The sequence below is a fragment of the Pseudomonas sp. LAMO17WK12:I10 genome, from assembly GCF_900215185.1.
GTDB classification, from domain to species: Bacteria; Pseudomonadota; Gammaproteobacteria; order Pseudomonadales; family Pseudomonadaceae; genus Aquipseudomonas; species Aquipseudomonas chlororaphis.
In genome coordinates this window covers 116,457-131,901 of the sequence record NZ_OBDX01000009.1, presented here as the reverse complement: position 1 = coordinate 131,901, position 15,445 = coordinate 116,457, and the positions used below count along the sequence as shown (strand labels likewise).

12 protein-coding genes are annotated in these 15,445 nt (G+C 64.6%); 6 read left to right on the top strand and 6 right to left on the bottom strand.

Annotated elements, in window-relative coordinates; genetic code table 11:
- Positions 1 to 233: 233 nt before the first annotated feature.
- Positions 234 to 1,184, bottom strand: a complete 951-nt coding sequence (locus tag CRO75_RS12695) for a 2-hydroxyacid dehydrogenase (protein ID WP_097135712.1) — start codon at positions 1,182 to 1,184, stop codon at positions 234 to 236.
- A gap of 267 nt (positions 1,185 to 1,451) precedes the next feature.
- The gene (locus tag CRO75_RS12690; RefSeq protein WP_097135709.1) at positions 1,452 to 1,991 is read right to left on the bottom strand and encodes a cysteine hydrolase family protein; all 540 of its coding nucleotides are present in this window, start codon (positions 1,989 to 1,991) and stop codon (positions 1,452 to 1,454) included.
- 540 nt (positions 1,992 to 2,531) lie between these two features.
- Here CRO75_RS12690 and CRO75_RS12685 point away from each other — a divergent pair.
- The 5 genes from CRO75_RS12685 (at position 2,532) to CRO75_RS12665 (ending at position 9,325) form a co-directional block, all read left to right on the top strand.
- On the top strand, positions 2,532 to 3,014 hold the full coding sequence (locus CRO75_RS12685) for a formate dehydrogenase subunit gamma (RefSeq protein ID WP_007923877.1): 483 nt from the start codon (positions 2,532 to 2,534) through the stop codon (positions 3,012 to 3,014).
- Positions 3,008 to 4,567, top strand: coding sequence for a formate dehydrogenase beta subunit (locus CRO75_RS12680; RefSeq protein WP_097135707.1), 1,560 nt, complete (start codon positions 3,008 to 3,010; stop codon positions 4,565 to 4,567). Before CRO75_RS12685 ends, CRO75_RS12680 begins: the two co-directional genes overlap by 7 nt.
- Positions 4,564 to 7,440, top strand: coding sequence for a formate dehydrogenase subunit alpha (fdhF, locus tag CRO75_RS12675; protein WP_097135705.1), 2,877 nt, complete (start codon positions 4,564 to 4,566; stop codon positions 7,438 to 7,440). Before CRO75_RS12680 ends, fdhF begins: the two co-directional genes overlap by 4 nt.
- A complete protein-coding gene (locus CRO75_RS12670) occupies positions 7,437 to 7,658 on the top strand; it encodes a formate dehydrogenase subunit delta (RefSeq protein ID WP_097135702.1) in 222 nt (73 codons plus the stop codon). The genes fdhF and CRO75_RS12670 overlap by 4 nt, the downstream gene beginning before the upstream one ends.
- Positions 7,659 to 8,044: 386 nt before the next feature.
- On the top strand, positions 8,045 to 9,325 hold the full coding sequence (locus CRO75_RS12665) for a serine/threonine transporter (RefSeq protein WP_009043431.1): 1,281 nt from the start codon (positions 8,045 to 8,047) through the stop codon (positions 9,323 to 9,325).
- On the opposite strand, the gene CRO75_RS12660 is transcribed toward CRO75_RS12665, so the two are convergent.
- From CRO75_RS12660 to acnB, 4 genes are all read right to left on the bottom strand, one after another.
- Positions 9,307 to 9,966, bottom strand: a complete 660-nt coding sequence (locus CRO75_RS12660) for an acyl-homoserine-lactone synthase (protein ID WP_097135699.1) — start codon at positions 9,964 to 9,966, stop codon at positions 9,307 to 9,309. The two genes, CRO75_RS12665 and CRO75_RS12660, sit on opposite strands and share 19 nt — an antisense overlap.
- 30 nt (positions 9,967 to 9,996) lie before the next feature.
- Positions 9,997 to 10,722, bottom strand: a complete 726-nt coding sequence (locus CRO75_RS12655) for an autoinducer binding domain-containing protein (protein ID WP_085531315.1) — start codon at positions 10,720 to 10,722, stop codon at positions 9,997 to 9,999.
- A gap of 341 nt (positions 10,723 to 11,063) precedes the next feature.
- Positions 11,064 to 11,306, bottom strand: coding sequence for a hypothetical protein (locus CRO75_RS12650; protein ID WP_097135697.1), 243 nt, complete (start codon positions 11,304 to 11,306; stop codon positions 11,064 to 11,066).
- A 359-nt stretch (positions 11,307 to 11,665) separates the two neighbouring features.
- Positions 11,666 to 14,266 carry a bifunctional aconitate hydratase 2/2-methylisocitrate dehydratase gene (gene acnB / locus CRO75_RS12645; protein ID WP_097135695.1) on the bottom strand — a complete coding sequence of 867 codons (2,601 nt, stop codon included), beginning with the start codon at positions 14,264 to 14,266 and terminating at the stop codon, positions 11,666 to 11,668.
- 673 nt (positions 14,267 to 14,939) lie between these two features.
- Between acnB and CRO75_RS12640 the strand changes: the two genes are divergently transcribed.
- Positions 14,940 to 15,410 (top strand): DUF1289 domain-containing protein, encoded by a 471-nt coding sequence (locus tag CRO75_RS12640; protein WP_097135693.1) that lies wholly within the window; start codon positions 14,940 to 14,942, stop codon positions 15,408 to 15,410.
- Positions 15,411 to 15,445 lie beyond the last annotated feature (35 nt).

Sequence of the window (15,445 nt, the reverse complement as noted above, 5' to 3'; positions counted from 1 at the left end):
CTAATGCGCCCACCTGAGCGCCACAATCGCCGCAGGCCTTTATAGGTGAGCGTGTTGCCGGGCAATCATTGCTTTTGATACAAGCGTTTGAATGGGCCCGGCTTGACTCTAGTCCAGTTCGCCGGGCCTGAATGAGTATTCCGACCGGAGCGGCGCACAACACTGTTTCTGCCTAGCGCCGAAGGCGCCCAGCGCGGGGCATGGCCTGCGTGGCGTCTGTGGCGGCGCCTGGTTCAGTTCGGGGCAGGCAGGGCGATGGGGGTCAACAGCGGCTGGCCGCTGAAGTGGGCGACGAGGTTCTTGCCCACCAGCTCCACCGTGGCCTGGGTCGCTTCCGGCGACAGCCCGGCGACGTGGGGCGTCAGCACCACATTGTTCAGGGGCTTCAAGGCGTCCGGCACCCGCGGTTCGTCGTCGAACACGTCCAGGGCCGCGCCGGCGATGCTGCGTTGCTCCAGGGCTTGAAGCAGGTCGGCGGTGTTCACCACGCTGGCGCGGGCGATGTTCACCAGGAAACCCTCCGGCCCCAGGGCCTGCAGCACGGCTTTGTCGATCAGTTGGCGAGTGCCTATGCCGCCAGGCGTGGCGACCACCAGGAAGTCCGAGTGCCGCGCCAGTTCGGTCGGGGTCGGGCAGAAACTGTAGGGCACGTCGCTGCGGACCTGCCGGTTGTGGTAGCTGACGCTCATGTCGAAACCGTTGGCGCAGCGCTTGGCGATGGCCAGGCCGACGGCGCCGAGGCCGAGCACGCCCAGGCGCTTGCCGGCCAGGGACGGGCGCATGACTTTCGGCCATTCGCCACGTCGCACGGCGGCATCGGCGCGGGGGATGTCACGCACCAGCGACAGCAGCAGGGCCATGGCATGGTCGGCCACCGACGAGGCGTTGACCCCGGCGCCGTTGCTCACCGCTATCCCGCGGTTGCTCGCCGCCTGCAGGTCGACCTGCTCGTAGCCGGCGCCGATCACACAGATGATTTCCAGGTGCGGCAGGGCGGCGATTTCTTCGGCGCTCAGGCCCAGCGGACCACGGGTGAGCACCGCGTTGATCTGCCCGGCATGGGCCCTGATGGCGTCCGCCCGCTCGCTGGGCGTCGGCGCGAGGATCAGGTGGAAGCCCTGGTTTTCCAGGATCCACAGGTAGTCATTGATGGTTTCGACGAGGACCAGAACGGTGGCGGGCATGCGTGTCTCCTGAAGGACTGAAGAGGGACGGACGGCGTATGGCGCAGCGACGGCAACCGGCGTACGGCTCAGGGAGCTGCGGTACCGTGATAAACCACTCAAGGGCTCAAGATTGCGGATTGCAGGGCGCTTTGGCAAGGCGCGGTCGCGGGTTTTTCCCGCGACCTCGGCCTGGAAAGCGTCGCCGCCCTCGAGGGCCTTATCGCCAGCAAGCTTGGCTCCTGCAGAAGCAATCTCAACTCTGCCTCGCTCCTGCAGAGAGGGCATTCAGAAGCGGATATCGGCGGTTTTCACTCGCCGGACAAAGGCGCCGTCCAGGGTCGCGTTGTGGTGGTCGATGATCGCCCGGGCCGGGAGCGCCGGCGTGTCCATGCAGGTATGGGCATCCTCCGCCAACACGGCGGCAAACCCCAGGTCCAGGGCGGCGCGGCAGGTGGCGTCGATGCAGTACTGGGTTTTCATGCCGACGATCACCAGCTCATCGACCTGCGCCGCCCGCAGGTGTTCGGCCAGCCCGGTGCCGACAAAACAATTGGGGCGGGTTTTGTCCAGCCGTTGGTCGCTGGCCTCGAGTTGCAATTGCGCCAGCAGTTGCCACGGCGCGCTGCCGGCGGCGATGGGCGAGCCTTGCGGGCCGGTATGGCGCACGGCGATCACCGGCGCGCCGGCCTGCCGGGCGCGGTGGATCAACTGGTTGATGTTGTCGAGTACGCGCTGCCCCTCGAAGGGCTGCTCTGGCCCGTGAAACAGGCCGACCTGCATGTCGACGATCAATAGGGCTGGGCGCTGGGCCTGGGGTGACGGCATGGTGTTTCTCCTTGTGAGCCAGCTGGACGGAGAAACAAAAGGCCCCGTCCATTGCTGGCGGGGCCTTGGGTTCGACTGCGCTGTTGTCAGCTCATGCAGCGACCACACGACCCGCCGGAAGCGGTCGTGGTGGTCGTGCGGGTGAGATGGCGCGGGAAGAGATTCATGGCGCCGATCTTGGGGCCGGGGGTAGCCCACTGTCAATCCGAGGGGGATGCTTGTTTGGGCCGGGCGTGGGCGTAATCGACATCCCCGTGGATGACGCTGACCTTGCTTCAGCTTCTTGAGCGCAGGCGGGTCAGCGCTCCTGACCTCTAGGTCGCTTTCAGGACACGATGGGTCGCCTGGGTGCAATCGCCGGACCATGGCGATGGGCAAGCTTCCAGGATGCCCCGGACCCGGTGCGCCAAGACACTTGGCCGGAGAGCAAGAATGGCGACCGACAATCCACGCCTCCGTGACGTGGCCGGGCGCTGCAGCCGAAGACTCCGGACGGCTACCGCTATGTAGCGATGTCGTTCGAGATGCCGAGGTACGTTTATGTCTGATGACACGCTTCACCTGCCTCTGATTCACAGCGTGTTGGAGCGCGAAAAGGACACCCCCGGTGCCTTGTTGCCCATTCTCCACGCCATTCAGGACGGTTGCGGGTACATTCCCGACACCGCCATCCCCGAGATTGCCCATGCCCTCAACCTCAGCCTGGCTGAAGTGCACGGCGTGATCAGCTTCTACCACGATTTCCGTACCACGCCGCCCGCGCGCCATACCCTGCGCCTGTGCCGGGCCGAGTCCTGCCAGAGCCGGGGCGCCGAACGCCTGGCTGCGCAGCTGCGCGAACAACTGTTGCTGGACGACCATGGCACCACCGCCGACGGCAGTATCAACCTGCGACCGGTCTATTGCCTGGGGGCCTGCGCCTGTTCGCCGGCCCTGGAACTGGACGGCGAACTGCACGCTCGGATCACCCCCGAGCGCCTGCGCCAGCTGGTGAGTGGCTGCCTGGAGGATGGCGCATGCTGAAGCTCTATATCCCCCGCGATTCGGTGGCCCGTGCCATGGGCGCGGACAAGGTGGCCGTTGCGCTGGCGCGTGAGGCCGAACGTCGACAATTGCCGTTGGAGCTGTGCCGCACCAGCTCCCGTGGCCTCTATTGGCTGGAGCCGCTGCTGGAAGTGGACAGCGCCGACGGCCGCCTGGGTTTCGGCCCCCTGACCCCGGAGGACGTGCCGAGCCTGCTCGACGCCCTGGCGGGCGACCCCGGCAGCCATCCATTGGCCCTGGGGCCGGTGGAGCAGATCCCTTATCTGCAGAGCCAGCAACGCCTGCTATTTGCTCGGGCCGGCATCACTCAACCGCTGTCCCTGGATGACTACCGCGCCCAGGGCGGTTTCCGCGGCCTGGCCCGGGCCCTCCAGATGGAGGGCGCGCAGGTGGTCGCCAGCGTGCTCGACTCCGGCCTGCGCGGTCGGGGGGGCGCGGCCTTTCCGGCGGGGATCAAGTGGCGCACCGTGCGCGAAGCCGCGGGTGCCCAGAAATACGTGGTCTGTAACGCCGATGAAGGCGACTCCGGCACCTTCGCCGACCGCATGCTGATGGAAGGCGACCCCTTCCTGCTGATCGAAGGCATGATCATCGCCGGCATCGCCGTGGGGGCCAGCAAGGGCTACATCTACGTGCGCTCGGAATACCCGGACGCCATCGGCACCCTGAACGAGGCCCTGCGCATCGCCCGCGAGGCCGGTTACCTGGGGGCGAACGTCGGCGGTAGCGGCCGTCCCTTCGAGCTGGACGTGCGGGTGGGGGCCGGCGCCTACATCTGCGGTGAGGAAACGGCGCTGCTGGAGTCCCTCGAGGGCAAGCGTGGCACGGTTCGCGCCAAGCCGCCGCTGCCGGCCCTGCAGGGCCTGTTCGGCTTGCCAACGCTGGTGCACAACGTGCTGACCCTGGCCTCGGTGCCGATCATCCTGGAGAAGGGCGCGCCGTTCTATCGCGACTTCGGCATGGGGCGTTCCCTGGGCACCATGCCTTTCCAGCTGGCCGGCAACGTTCGCCAGGCGGGCCTGGTGGAACGCGCCTTCGGCCTGAGCCTGCGCGAGCTGGTGGAAGGTTATGGCGGCGGTACCGCCAGCGGCCGGCCATTGAAGGCGGCGCAAGTGGGTGGGCCGCTGGGGGCCTGGGTGCCCCCCGCGCAGTTCGATACGCCGCTGGACTACGAGGCGTTCGCCGCCATGGGCGCGATGCTCGGCCACGGTGGCGTGGTGGTCGCCGACGACAGCCTGGACATGGCCCACATGGCCCGTTTCGCCTTGCAGTTCTGCGCCGAGGAATCCTGCGGCAAGTGCACGCCGTGTCGGATCGGCTCGACCCGTGGGGTGGAGGTGGTGGACCGCTTGATCGCCAGCACCGACGCCGCGGCCCGTGAGGAACAGGCGCTGCTGCTGCAAGATCTCTGCGACACCCTGCAATACGGCTCGCTCTGTGCCCTGGGCGGGATGACTTCCTACCCCGTCGCCAGCGCCCTCAAGCACTTTCCCGCCGACTTCGGTCTGGCGACCACGGAGGCCGACCAATGATCAATATCTTCGACCCTACCAGTGATATCGACCTCGGCACCCCGGCCCGCGAAAGCGCGGTACAGGTCAGCCTGACCATCGACGGCCGCGAGATCAGCGTCGCTTCCGGCACCTCAGTGATGCGCGCCGCGGCGTTGCTCGGCACCACCATCCCCAAACTCTGCGCCACCGACAGCCTGGAAGCCTTCGGTTCCTGCCGCATGTGCCTGGTGGAGATCGAGGGCATGCGCGGTTATCCGGCCTCCTGCACCACGCCGGTGACCGAGGGCATGGTCGTCCACACCCAGACTTCCAAGCTCGCCAGCCTGCGGCGCAACGTGATGGAGCTGTATATCTCCGACCACCCGCTGGACTGCCTGACCTGCTCGGCCAACGGCAACTGCGAGTTGCAGACGGTGGCGGGGCAGGTGGGCCTGCGGGAAGTGCGCTACGGCTACGAGGGCGCCAACCACCTGGACGAACAGAAGGACGTTTCCAACCCTTATTTCGACTACGACCCGAGCAAGTGCATCGTCTGCAACCGCTGCGTGCGTGCCTGTGAGGAAACCCAGGGCACCTTCGCCCTGACCATCAGCGGGCGCGGCTTCGATTCCCGGGTGGCGGCGGCCGGCGGCGACAGTTTCCTCGACTCCGAGTGCGTATCCTGCGGCGCCTGCGTGCAGGCCTGCCCGACCGCCACCCTGATGGAAAAGAGCGTGGTGGAAATCGGCCAGCCCGAGCGCAGCGTCATCACCACCTGCGCCTACTGCGGCGTGGGCTGCTCCTTCCGCGCGGAAATGAAAGGCGAGCAACTGGTGCGCATGGTCCCGGACAAGAACGGCCAGGCCAACCACGGCCATTCCTGCGTCAAGGGCCGCTTCGCCTGGGGCTACGCCACCCACCCGGACCGCATCACCAAGCCGATGATCCGCAAGCACATCAGCGATCCGTGGCAGGAAGTCAGCTGGGAAGAGGCGGTCACCTACGCGGCCAGCGAGTTGCGCCGCATCCAGCTGAAATACGGACGCGACTCCATCGGCGGCATCACCTCCAGCCGTTGCACCAACGAAGAGACCTACCTGGTGCAGAAGCTGGTGCGCACCGCCTTTGGCAACAACAACGTCGACACCTGCGCCCGGGTCTGCCATTCGCCCACCGGCTACGGCCTCAAGCAGACGCTGGGCGAATCCGCCGGCACCCAGAGTTTCGACTCGGTGATGCAGGCCGACGTCATCCTGGTGATGGGCGCCAACCCCACCGATGCGCACCCGGTATTCGGCTCCCAGCTCAAGCGTCGCCTGCGCCAGGGCGCGCGGCTGATCGTCATCGACCCACGACGCATCGACCTGGTGGATTCGCCCCATGCCCGTGCCGACCTGCATTTGCAGCTGCGCCCGGGCACCAACGTGGCCATGCTCAACGCATTGGCCCATGTGATCGTCACCGAGGGTCTGGTCAACCAGCCTTTCGTCGATCAGCGCTGCGAAGCGGCGGACTTCGCCCGCTGGCGCGATTTCGTCAGCCTGGCGGAGAATTCCCCCGAGGTCCTGGGGCCGATTTGCGGCGTGCCGGCCAGACAGATCCGCGACGCCGCGCGGCTTTACGCCACCGGCGGCAACGCGGCCATCTACTACGGCCTGGGCGTCACCGAGCACAGCCAGGGCAGCACCTCGGTGATGGGCATCGCCAACCTGGCGATGGTCACCGGCAACATTGGGCGCGAGGGTGTCGGGGTCAACCCGCTGCGCGGGCAGAACAACGTCCAGGGCTCCTGCGACATGGGTTCCTTCCCCCACGAGCTGCCTGGCTATCGGCATATTTCCAACGAGGCGGTGCGCGCCGAGTTCGAACAGGCCTGGAACGTGACCCTGCAACCCGACCCGGGCCTGCGCATCCCCAATATGTTCGAGGCGGCCCTGGACGGCACCTTCAAGGCGCTCTACTGCCAGGGCGAGGACATTGCCCAGAGCGACCCCAACACCCAGCACGTGACCGCCGCCCTGACGGCCATGGAGTGCGTGGTGGTGCAGGACATCTTCCTCAACGAGACGGCCAAGTTCGCCCATGTGTTCCTGCCGGGCAGCTCCTTCCTCGAGAAGGACGGCACCTTCACCAACGCCGAGCGCCGTATCTCGCGGGTGCGCAAGGTGATGGAGCCCCTGGCCGGCAAGGCCGACTGGGAGGCCACCATCGCCCTGGCCGAGGCCCTGGGCTACAAAATGCAGTACAACCACCCATCGGAGATCATGGATGAGATCGCGCGCCTGACGCCGACCTTCCACCGCGTCAGCTACGCCGAGCTGGACCGGCACGGCAGCCTGCAATGGCCGTGCAACGATGCCGCGCCGGACGGCACGCCGACCATGCACATCGATGAGTTCGTGCGCGGCAAGGGCCGCTTCATGCTCACCGGCTACGTGCCCACCGAGGAGAAGGTCAACAGCCGCTACCCGTTGCTGCTGACCACCGGGCGCATCCTCAGCCAGTACAACGTCGGCGCCCAGACCCGGCGCACCGACAACGTGGCCTGGCACGAGGAGGACCGCCTGGAAATCCACCCGACCGACGCCGAGAACCGCGGTATCGTCGATGGCGACTGGGTCGGCATCGGCAGTCGCGCCGGGCAGACAGTGCTGCGGGCCAAGGTCAGCGAGCGGGTGGCGCCGGGGGTGGTCTACACCACCTTCCACTTCCCGGAGTCGGGCGCCAACGTGATCACCACCGACAACTCCGACTGGGCCACCAACTGCCCGGAATACAAGGTGACGGCGGTAGAGGTGGTGCGGGTCAACCAGCCTTCCGAATGGCAGAAGCGTTATCAGGCGTTCAGCGATGAACAGGGGCGCCTGCTGCGGGAGCGTCGTCACGCCGAGAAAGCCGAGGTGCGCCGATGAGCAGCGAAAGCCTGATCAAGATGGCCAACCAGATTGCCCAGTTCTTCGCCAGCGAACCGGACAAGGCCCAGGCAGTGCGTAGCGTGCGCCAGCATCTGAAGAGCTTCTGGACGCCGGCCATGCGCAGAGAGTTGACCGCCTGGGAGGTGACACACCCCGGCGCGGCGCTGCACCCCCTGGTGCAGGCGGCGTTGAAGGACGAGGAAGCGCAGACCTAGCGTTTGCCGATGGCGGGCACACCTTGAACCGGACCGCCTCGTTGCAGCTAACCAGAAGCCAGGGCCTTGCCCTGGCTTCTGCTTTTGATGGGCACACCTGCTGCCTTCAGGGGTATGCCGATGGGGATGATGATCCGCGCGCCCGGCACGCAGGCCAGCCGAAACCCGGGGCCAGCGCTTGCCACAGATCAATGAAACCTTGTGCCCGACCCCGCAAAACCGCGCTCCAGACATCTGCACCGGCAAACCGTTCCTCAGCTAAGTCTTTGCTTCTGGTGAGTAATCCCGGACAATCGCGCCCCTGTTTCGGCGAGGGCTCTGTCTGTCGGGTACTCCGACGCGCCCTGGCCGAGTGGCAAATGACCGGAATGTGGAGATCCCACCGGATGAATGATCAGGCCAACAGCGTTGATCAACGCTTTGAAGCGGCAGCCCCAGCGACCCTAGCTAGCTGGAATCGCCAAGACACTACCTGGATGCTGGGCCTGTTCGGCACCGCCATCGGCGCTGGCACCCTGTTTTTGCCGATCAACGCTGGCCTGGGCGGCTTCTGGCCGCTGCTGGTCCTGGCGCTGCTGGCCTTTCCGATGACCTTCTTCGCCCACCGTGGCCTGACCCGCTTCGTGCTTTCCGGGCGTGACGGCGCGGACATCACGGAAGTTGTAGAAGAGCATTTCGGGATCAAGGCCGGCGCCCTGATCACCTTGCTGTACTTCTTCGCCATCTTCCCGATCCTGCTGATCTACAGCGTGGCCCTGACCAACACCGTGGGCAGCTTCATGGAGCACCAGCTGCACATCATGCCGCCGCCGCGCGCCGTGCTGTCGCTGGTGCTGATCCTCGGCCTGCTGGCCGTGGTGCGCTGCGGCGAGCAGGTGATCGTCAAGGCCATGAGCCTGATGGTCTACCCGTTCATCGTCGCCTTGCTGTTCCTCGCGGTGTTCCTGATTCCGCACTGGAACGGCGGCATCCTCAGCACCGCCAGCACCCTGCCTGAGCCTTCGGCGTTCCTGCACACCCTGTGGCTGGCGATCCCGGTCATGGTGTTCTCGTTCAACCACTCGCCGATCATCTCGGCCTTTGCCGTGGACCAGAAGCGCCGGTATGGCGCCCACGCCGAAGAACGCAGCTCGCAGATCCTGTCCCGCGCCCACCTGCTGATGGTGGCGATGGTGCTGTTCTTCGTCTTCAGCTGCGTGCTGACCCTGTCGCCGGCCCAACTGGCCGAGGCCAAGGCGCAGAACCTGTCGATCCTGTCCTACCTGGCCAACCACTTCAGCAACCCGACCATCGCTTTCGCCGCGCCGTTGATCGCGTTCGTGGCCATCGCCAAGTCGTTCCTGGGCCACTACATCGGCGCCAGCGAAGGCCTCAAGGGGCTGATCGTGAAAAGCGGCCGTCGCCCGGGCGCCAAGGCCCTGGACCGCATGACCGCGGCCTTCATGCTGGTGGTGTGCTGGATCGTCGCCACGCTCAACCCGAGCATCCTCGGGATGATCGAAACCCTGGGCGGCCCGGTCATCGCGGCCATCCTGTTCCTGATGCCGATGTACGCCATCCGCAAGGTGCCGGCCATGGCCCGCTACCGTGGCCAGGCCTCCAACGTGTTCGTCACCCTGGTCGGCCTGGTGGCGATCACCGCGCTGGTCTACTCCCTGAGCGCCTGACTCGCCGGCGGCCCACCGCGCGTTGGCGGTGGGTTGCCGCGCAGAAATGCCTGATTCAGCGAAGCCACGGCCGCTGACTGCGTATAAAGCGCGGCGCGGCCGTTTTTCTGATAGGCCGCAAAGTCCAGGGCCAGCAAGTGGTCGCGGTTGACCCATTGCGGCTGGCCGAGCCGGCTCAGCGCCACGCCATGGCGCAGGAAATAACGCTCCAGCGCCGGCGTGGTCACCGCCACCACCGAGTTCGCCCCCAGGGTCCAGGCGGTGTGCAGGGTGTGCCAGAACACCCGCATCGGCAGCTTGCCGCCTTCCAGCGCCGAGGCGGCGAAACGCGAGATTTCCCAGGTGTCGTACTGCCGTGGCAAGGGCCGGTCGCAGAGAAAGCCGAACACGTCCGCCAGCAGATAGGGCTGGGTGGTCGGCAGCAGCCGGGCGCAGCCGTGGACCTTTTCCTCGCTGTCCAGTGCCAGGGTGTAGCGGGTGTCGGCGTGGTCGAACTGATCGAGCTCCTGCCCGCACTGGCTGGCGCTGGAGGGCAGTCGCCAACCCAATTGCTTGATGAAGACCGCATGGCGATAGCGGCTGAGGTCGTCGCGCAGGGCCGGCGAAAGCTGGCTTTCATGCCGTGAAATCACAGTGATCATGGGTCGATATCCTTATCGTCGGATGAAGCGTCAGATCAGCCCCAGGACGGCGGCGTAGGCGGCGGCCAGGGTCTTGTTGGCCGCGCCGAATTTTTTCTGGATGACCTTGAGGTGAAAGTTCACGGTATTCACCGAGATGCCCAGGATCAGGGCAATCTCTCCGGAACTCTTGCCGTCGGCCGTCCATTGCAGGATTTCCCGCTCGCGCGCGCTCAGCTCCAGCTGTTCGGCCTGGCTGCTGGGGTGCCCGAGTTCGCCGAGGCGCATGGTCGCCAGTTCGATGATGCAGCGCAGGCGCAGGCGGATTTCTTCCAGTTCCACGGCGCTGATCGCCGTGCATTCACGGGCCACCGACAATACGCTCAGGGCACTGTCGGGCGTGTGGATGGGCAAGGTGGCGCCCACCCGCAAGCCCCATTCCCGGGCCTCGCCCCACAACACCGAGCCTTTGCCGAACAAGGCGTCGCTCCAGACCACCATTTCCGTGGAACGCAGGCCGTTGAGGATCGTTGGGTCGATCGCGGCGTAGTTCTGTTGCTGGTAACGCTCCACCCAGGCTTGCGGATAAGAGCCATAGATGTCGATTTTCGGGCGGGTGAAGGGGATCGAATGCCTGACTCCGTAAGCGTAAAAATCAAACCCCAGGGACCGGACTTCCCGTTCCAGCAGCGCAAATACCTGTGCGCTCTCCTGTTGCTTGAGCATCTCCATGCGCAGGTCGTTCCACCAGTGCATGAAATCCTGTCGTTTCTCCATGGCGTTCGCCTTGATTCCTTGCACGTCAGGGAATCTAGTCCAGGGCAATACGCTGTCAATATTCATGAAATTCATAGGAAACCCCGCAACGGCCCTGATCCGGCGCTCTGCACCAGGCCACCCGGGTGCGGGGCCGTCAATTCGGGCGGTGGTAGGCGTGGAGGGGGCTCACGGCCGAGGCTGGCCTGCGGCGCTATGTCACTGTGTGGCGGGGTGCCGCAAAGGCACTGGCCAGGCCGATAAGGGCAAAAGACCTCCCCGGCAAAACCGCTGGCGAGCATGCGCATAACTCTTTTCCTTGAGTGTTCTGGCCGTCTCTGGCCAAGGGGCAGGGGACAGCTTCAGGCAAGGCGCAGGCGGGTGATGGGTTCCACAGCGGTGGCTGGCTCGCGGGCTGCCCGGGCGCGATGCACGCTGTCGGCGGCGGTTCTCGATTCCAGGTCGAGAAAATGCCCGCTACCCTCGACCACCGCGAAGCGGCAATCGCGCACATGAGTCTTGCGCTGCGGGTCGTTGCTCGGTTGTTCGACATGTCCGGGGTAGTCGTTGAGCGCTTTCTCGATCACACAATGGTTACGCCACATAGCACACCTCCATTTGTTGCTTTTGACGGGGCGAAAGAATCCGCGGCAGCTGAGATCCAGCTGTCGTGCGCGGAATGTTTTTATAGTCGTGTGAGCGCTTCGAACGATCGGCGCGGGTTGACAGCTGTCATCCCAAGGCCATGGCAAGCAGGCAGCGTTCGACATTCGGGCGAGCGTCGGGCGCCGTTGGCAGTGGCGTGATTTTTAGCAAGGGCGGGGGAGGGCTAACAACTACCAGATCTGGTAGGTAAAGACGCCTGGCGTTCTGCCGCCAGAGCGACTAGCGAGCGGATCGCCGGGATAAAAAAAACGCCGCGTATCGTCGTGGGATACGCGGCGTTCTTCATTGCCTTGCAGCCTTAGGCTTGAACCACCGGAATCTTGGCGTTCGCGGCAGCCTCACGGAACTCGGCGATCTGGTCGAAGCTCAGGTAGCGGTACACGTCCGCTGCCATGCTGTCGATCTTGCCGGCGTATTCCATGTACTCCTCGACGGTCGGCAGGCGACCCAGGATGGACGCGACGGACGCCAGCTCGGCCGAAGCCAGGTAGACGTTCGCGCCGTCGCCCAGACGGTTCGGGAAGTTACGGGTCGAAGTCGAAACCACGGTGGAGTTCGGCTCGACGCGGGCCTGGTTACCCATGCACAGCGAGCAGCCCGGCATTTCCATGCGCGCGCCAGCCTTGCCGTAGATGCCGTAGTAGCCTTCCTCGGTCAGCTGGTGAGCGTCCATCTTGGTCGGCGGCGACAGCCACAGACGGGTTGGCAGCTGGCCCTTGACCTGATCCAGCAGCTTACCGGCAGCGCGGAAGTGACCGATGTTGGTCATGCAGGAACCGATGAACACTTCGTCGATCTTCTCGCCAGCGACGCTGGAGAGCAGGCGAGCGTCGTCCGGGTCGTTCGGCGCGCAGAGCACAGGCTCCTTGACGTCGGCCAGATCGATCTCGATGACTTCGGCGTACTCGGCGTCCTTGTCGGCTTCCAGCAGCTCAGGGTTGGCCAGCCAGGCTTCCATCGCCTGGGCGCGACGCTCCAGGGTACGGGCATCGCCGTAGCCTTCGCCGATCATCCAGCGCAGCAGGGTGATGTTCGACTGCAGGTATTCGGCGATCGACTCTTTGGACAGCTTGATGGTGCAACCGGCAGCCGAACGTTCGGCCGAGGCGTCGGACAGTTCGAAGGCTTGCTCGACGGTCAGGGTTTCCAGACCTTCGATCTCCAGGATGCGGCCGGAGAAGGCGTTCTTCTTGCCTTTCTTCTCGACGGTCAGCAGGCCTTTCTGGATCGCGTAGTAAGGGATGGCATGGACCAGGTCACGCAGGGTGACGCCAGGCTGCAGCTTGCCCTTGAAACGGACCAGGATCGATTCCGGCATGTCCAGCGGCATGACGCCAGTGGCGGCGGCGAAGGCCACCAGGCCGGAACCGGCCGGGAACGAGATGCCGATCGGGAAGCGGGTGTGGGAGTCGCCACCGGTGCCGACGGTGTCCGGCAGCAGCATGCGGTTCAGCCAGCTGTGGATGATGCCGTCGCCCGGACGCAGGGACACGCCGCCACGGGTCATGATGAAGTCAGGCAGGGTGTGGTGGGTGGTGACGTCAATCGGCTTCGGATAGGCCGCGGTGTGGCAGAACGACTGCATCACCAGATCGGTGGAGAAGCCCAGGCAAGCCAGGTCCTTCAGTTCGTCACGGGTCATCGGGCCAGTGGTGTCCTGGGAGCCGACGGTGGTCATCTTCGGTTCGCAGTAGGTGCCTGGACGCACGCCTTTCACGCCGCACGCCTTGCCGACCATTTTCTGCGCCAGGGTGAAGCCCTTGGTGCTTTCGGCCGGCGCTTCCGGCTTCTTGAACAGGTCCGAAGGTGGCAGGCCCAGTTCGGTGCGGGCCTTCTCGGTCAGGCCGCGGCCGATGATCAACGGGATACGACCGCCGGCACGGACTTCGTCGAGCAGGACCGGGGTCTTCATTTCGAAGGTGGCCAGGACTTCGTCGCTGTTGTGCTTGGTGACTTTACCGGCGTGCGGGTACAGGTCGATCACGTCGCCCATGTTCATCTTCGACACGTCGAATTCGATCGGCAGGGCGCCGGCGTCTTCCATGGTGTTGTAGAAGATCGGTGCGATCTTGCTGCCGAAGCAGAAGCCGCCTGCGCGCTTGTTCGGTACGTAAGGAACGTCGTCGCCGAAGAACCACAGCACGGAGTTGGTCGCCGATTTACGCGACGAACCGGTACCGACCACGTCGCCGACGTAGGCGATCGGGAAGCCTTGGCCGCGCATTTCCTCGATCTGCTTCATCGGGCCGGTCTTGCCTTGCTCGTCCGGAACGATGCCGTCACGGGCCATTTTCAGCATGGCCAGGGCGTGCAGCGGGATGTCGGGACGGGACCAGGCATCCGGGGCAGGGGACAGGTCGTCGGTGTTGGTTTCGCCCGTCACCTTGAACACGCGCAGGCTGATCTTGTCGGCCAGTACCGGGCGGTTCTTGAACCACTCGCCGTCGGCCCAGGATTGCAGTACGCCCTGGGCGTGAGCGTTGCCGTTCTTGGCTTTTTCCGCGACGTCGTGGAAGGCATCGAACATCAGCAGGGTGTGCTTGAGCTGTGCGGCCGCGACCGGCGCCAGCTCGGCGTCGTCCAGCAGCTCGACCAGGGTCACGATGTTGTAGCCGCCCTGCATGGTGCCCAGCAGTTCAACGGCGCGCTTCTTGTCCAGCAGAGGGGATTTGGCTTCGCCTTTGGCCAGCGCGGAGAGGAAACCGGCCTTCACATAGGCGGCTTCGTCGACTCCTGGCGGAACGCGATTGGTGATCAGGTCAACGAGGAAGGCTTCTTCGCCAGCGGGGGGATTCTTCAGCAGCTCGACCAGGCCTGCAGTTTGTTCGGCGTTTAGCGGCTGGGGAACGATACCCAGGGCTGCACGCTCTTCGATATGTTTGCGGTAGGCTTCAAGCACAGTATTACCCTCATCAGTGGTCCCAAATGGGTGTCCGGGACGCTCATCCCGAAATTGCCGTACTCATGCGCTGCGTGACGTTATGGGTCGCTTAGCCAGAATTACCGGCAATTCCTTACAGAAGCTGCTTTCAAAGTTTTACGCCTGCAGAACGGGAGCTGATGAGGGTTGGCGCTGGGCTTTCCCCGCTGGAAAGACCCATCGCCAACACCGCTCTGAAGGAACGACTGTGCTCGTGACGCTTTGAAAACAGCTTCTAACGGACATTGGCGCCTAAAAAGGCTGGCTGATTCTACGGCAAAAAAAATTTAAAGGTAAGACAGGGTCTATTGGACTTTGGTGGCGAGCCGCGTTGCTGGGCCAACGTGTGCGAGGCAAGGCGCGGGATGCCGCCAATGGTTGTTCCCTTGGCAAATCCCGCAACGCAGCCTCGCGCACGTTGGCACGCAACCCGAAGGGACGGGGCCCGCTTGGTGCAGGGCTGCGTTGCTCGGAACTTATTTGGAACAACCAAACTGCGTTCCTCGCGCCTTGCCCTGCACCAAGCGGGCATCCGTCGCGGCCGCCACCAAAGTCCAATAGACCCTGATGCCTCGAAGTTTGAGGGGTGATCAATGTTAGACAAAGGGCTAACATGCGGGCCTGTTTCGCTTTTTCCGCCAATTGCCTACTTATGCCCAATCAGACCATCAAGACCCCCTGCGTCGGCCTCTGCTCCACTGTCTACGGTGACCTGGTGTGCCGTGGCTGCAAGCGTTTCCACCATGAAGTGATCCACTGGAACGGCTACAACGAGGAAGAAAAGCACGCGGTGTGGCTGCGTCTCGAGCAATTGCTGGTGCAGGTGATGGTGGCCAAGCTGGAAGTCTTCGACCCCCAGCGGCTGCGCGAGCAACTGGAGCAGCGCAAGATCCGCTTCGTGCCGCACCAGTCGGAATATTGCTGGGCCTATCAGTTGATCGCTCGCGGGGCGCGGGTGATCAACCAGCTGGAAGCCTATGGGATGGTGTTGCTGCCGGAGTTTCGCGACTGGGAACTGCCGGAATTGCGCGATGCCATCGATCGGGAGTTTTTCCTCCTGTCGGAAGCCCACTACCAGCGTTATATCGCCCCGGGGTTCCTCAAGGACGCCTTTGGCGCCTGACCGCTAAAAGCATCGCGGGCCAGTCGGATCGCCCG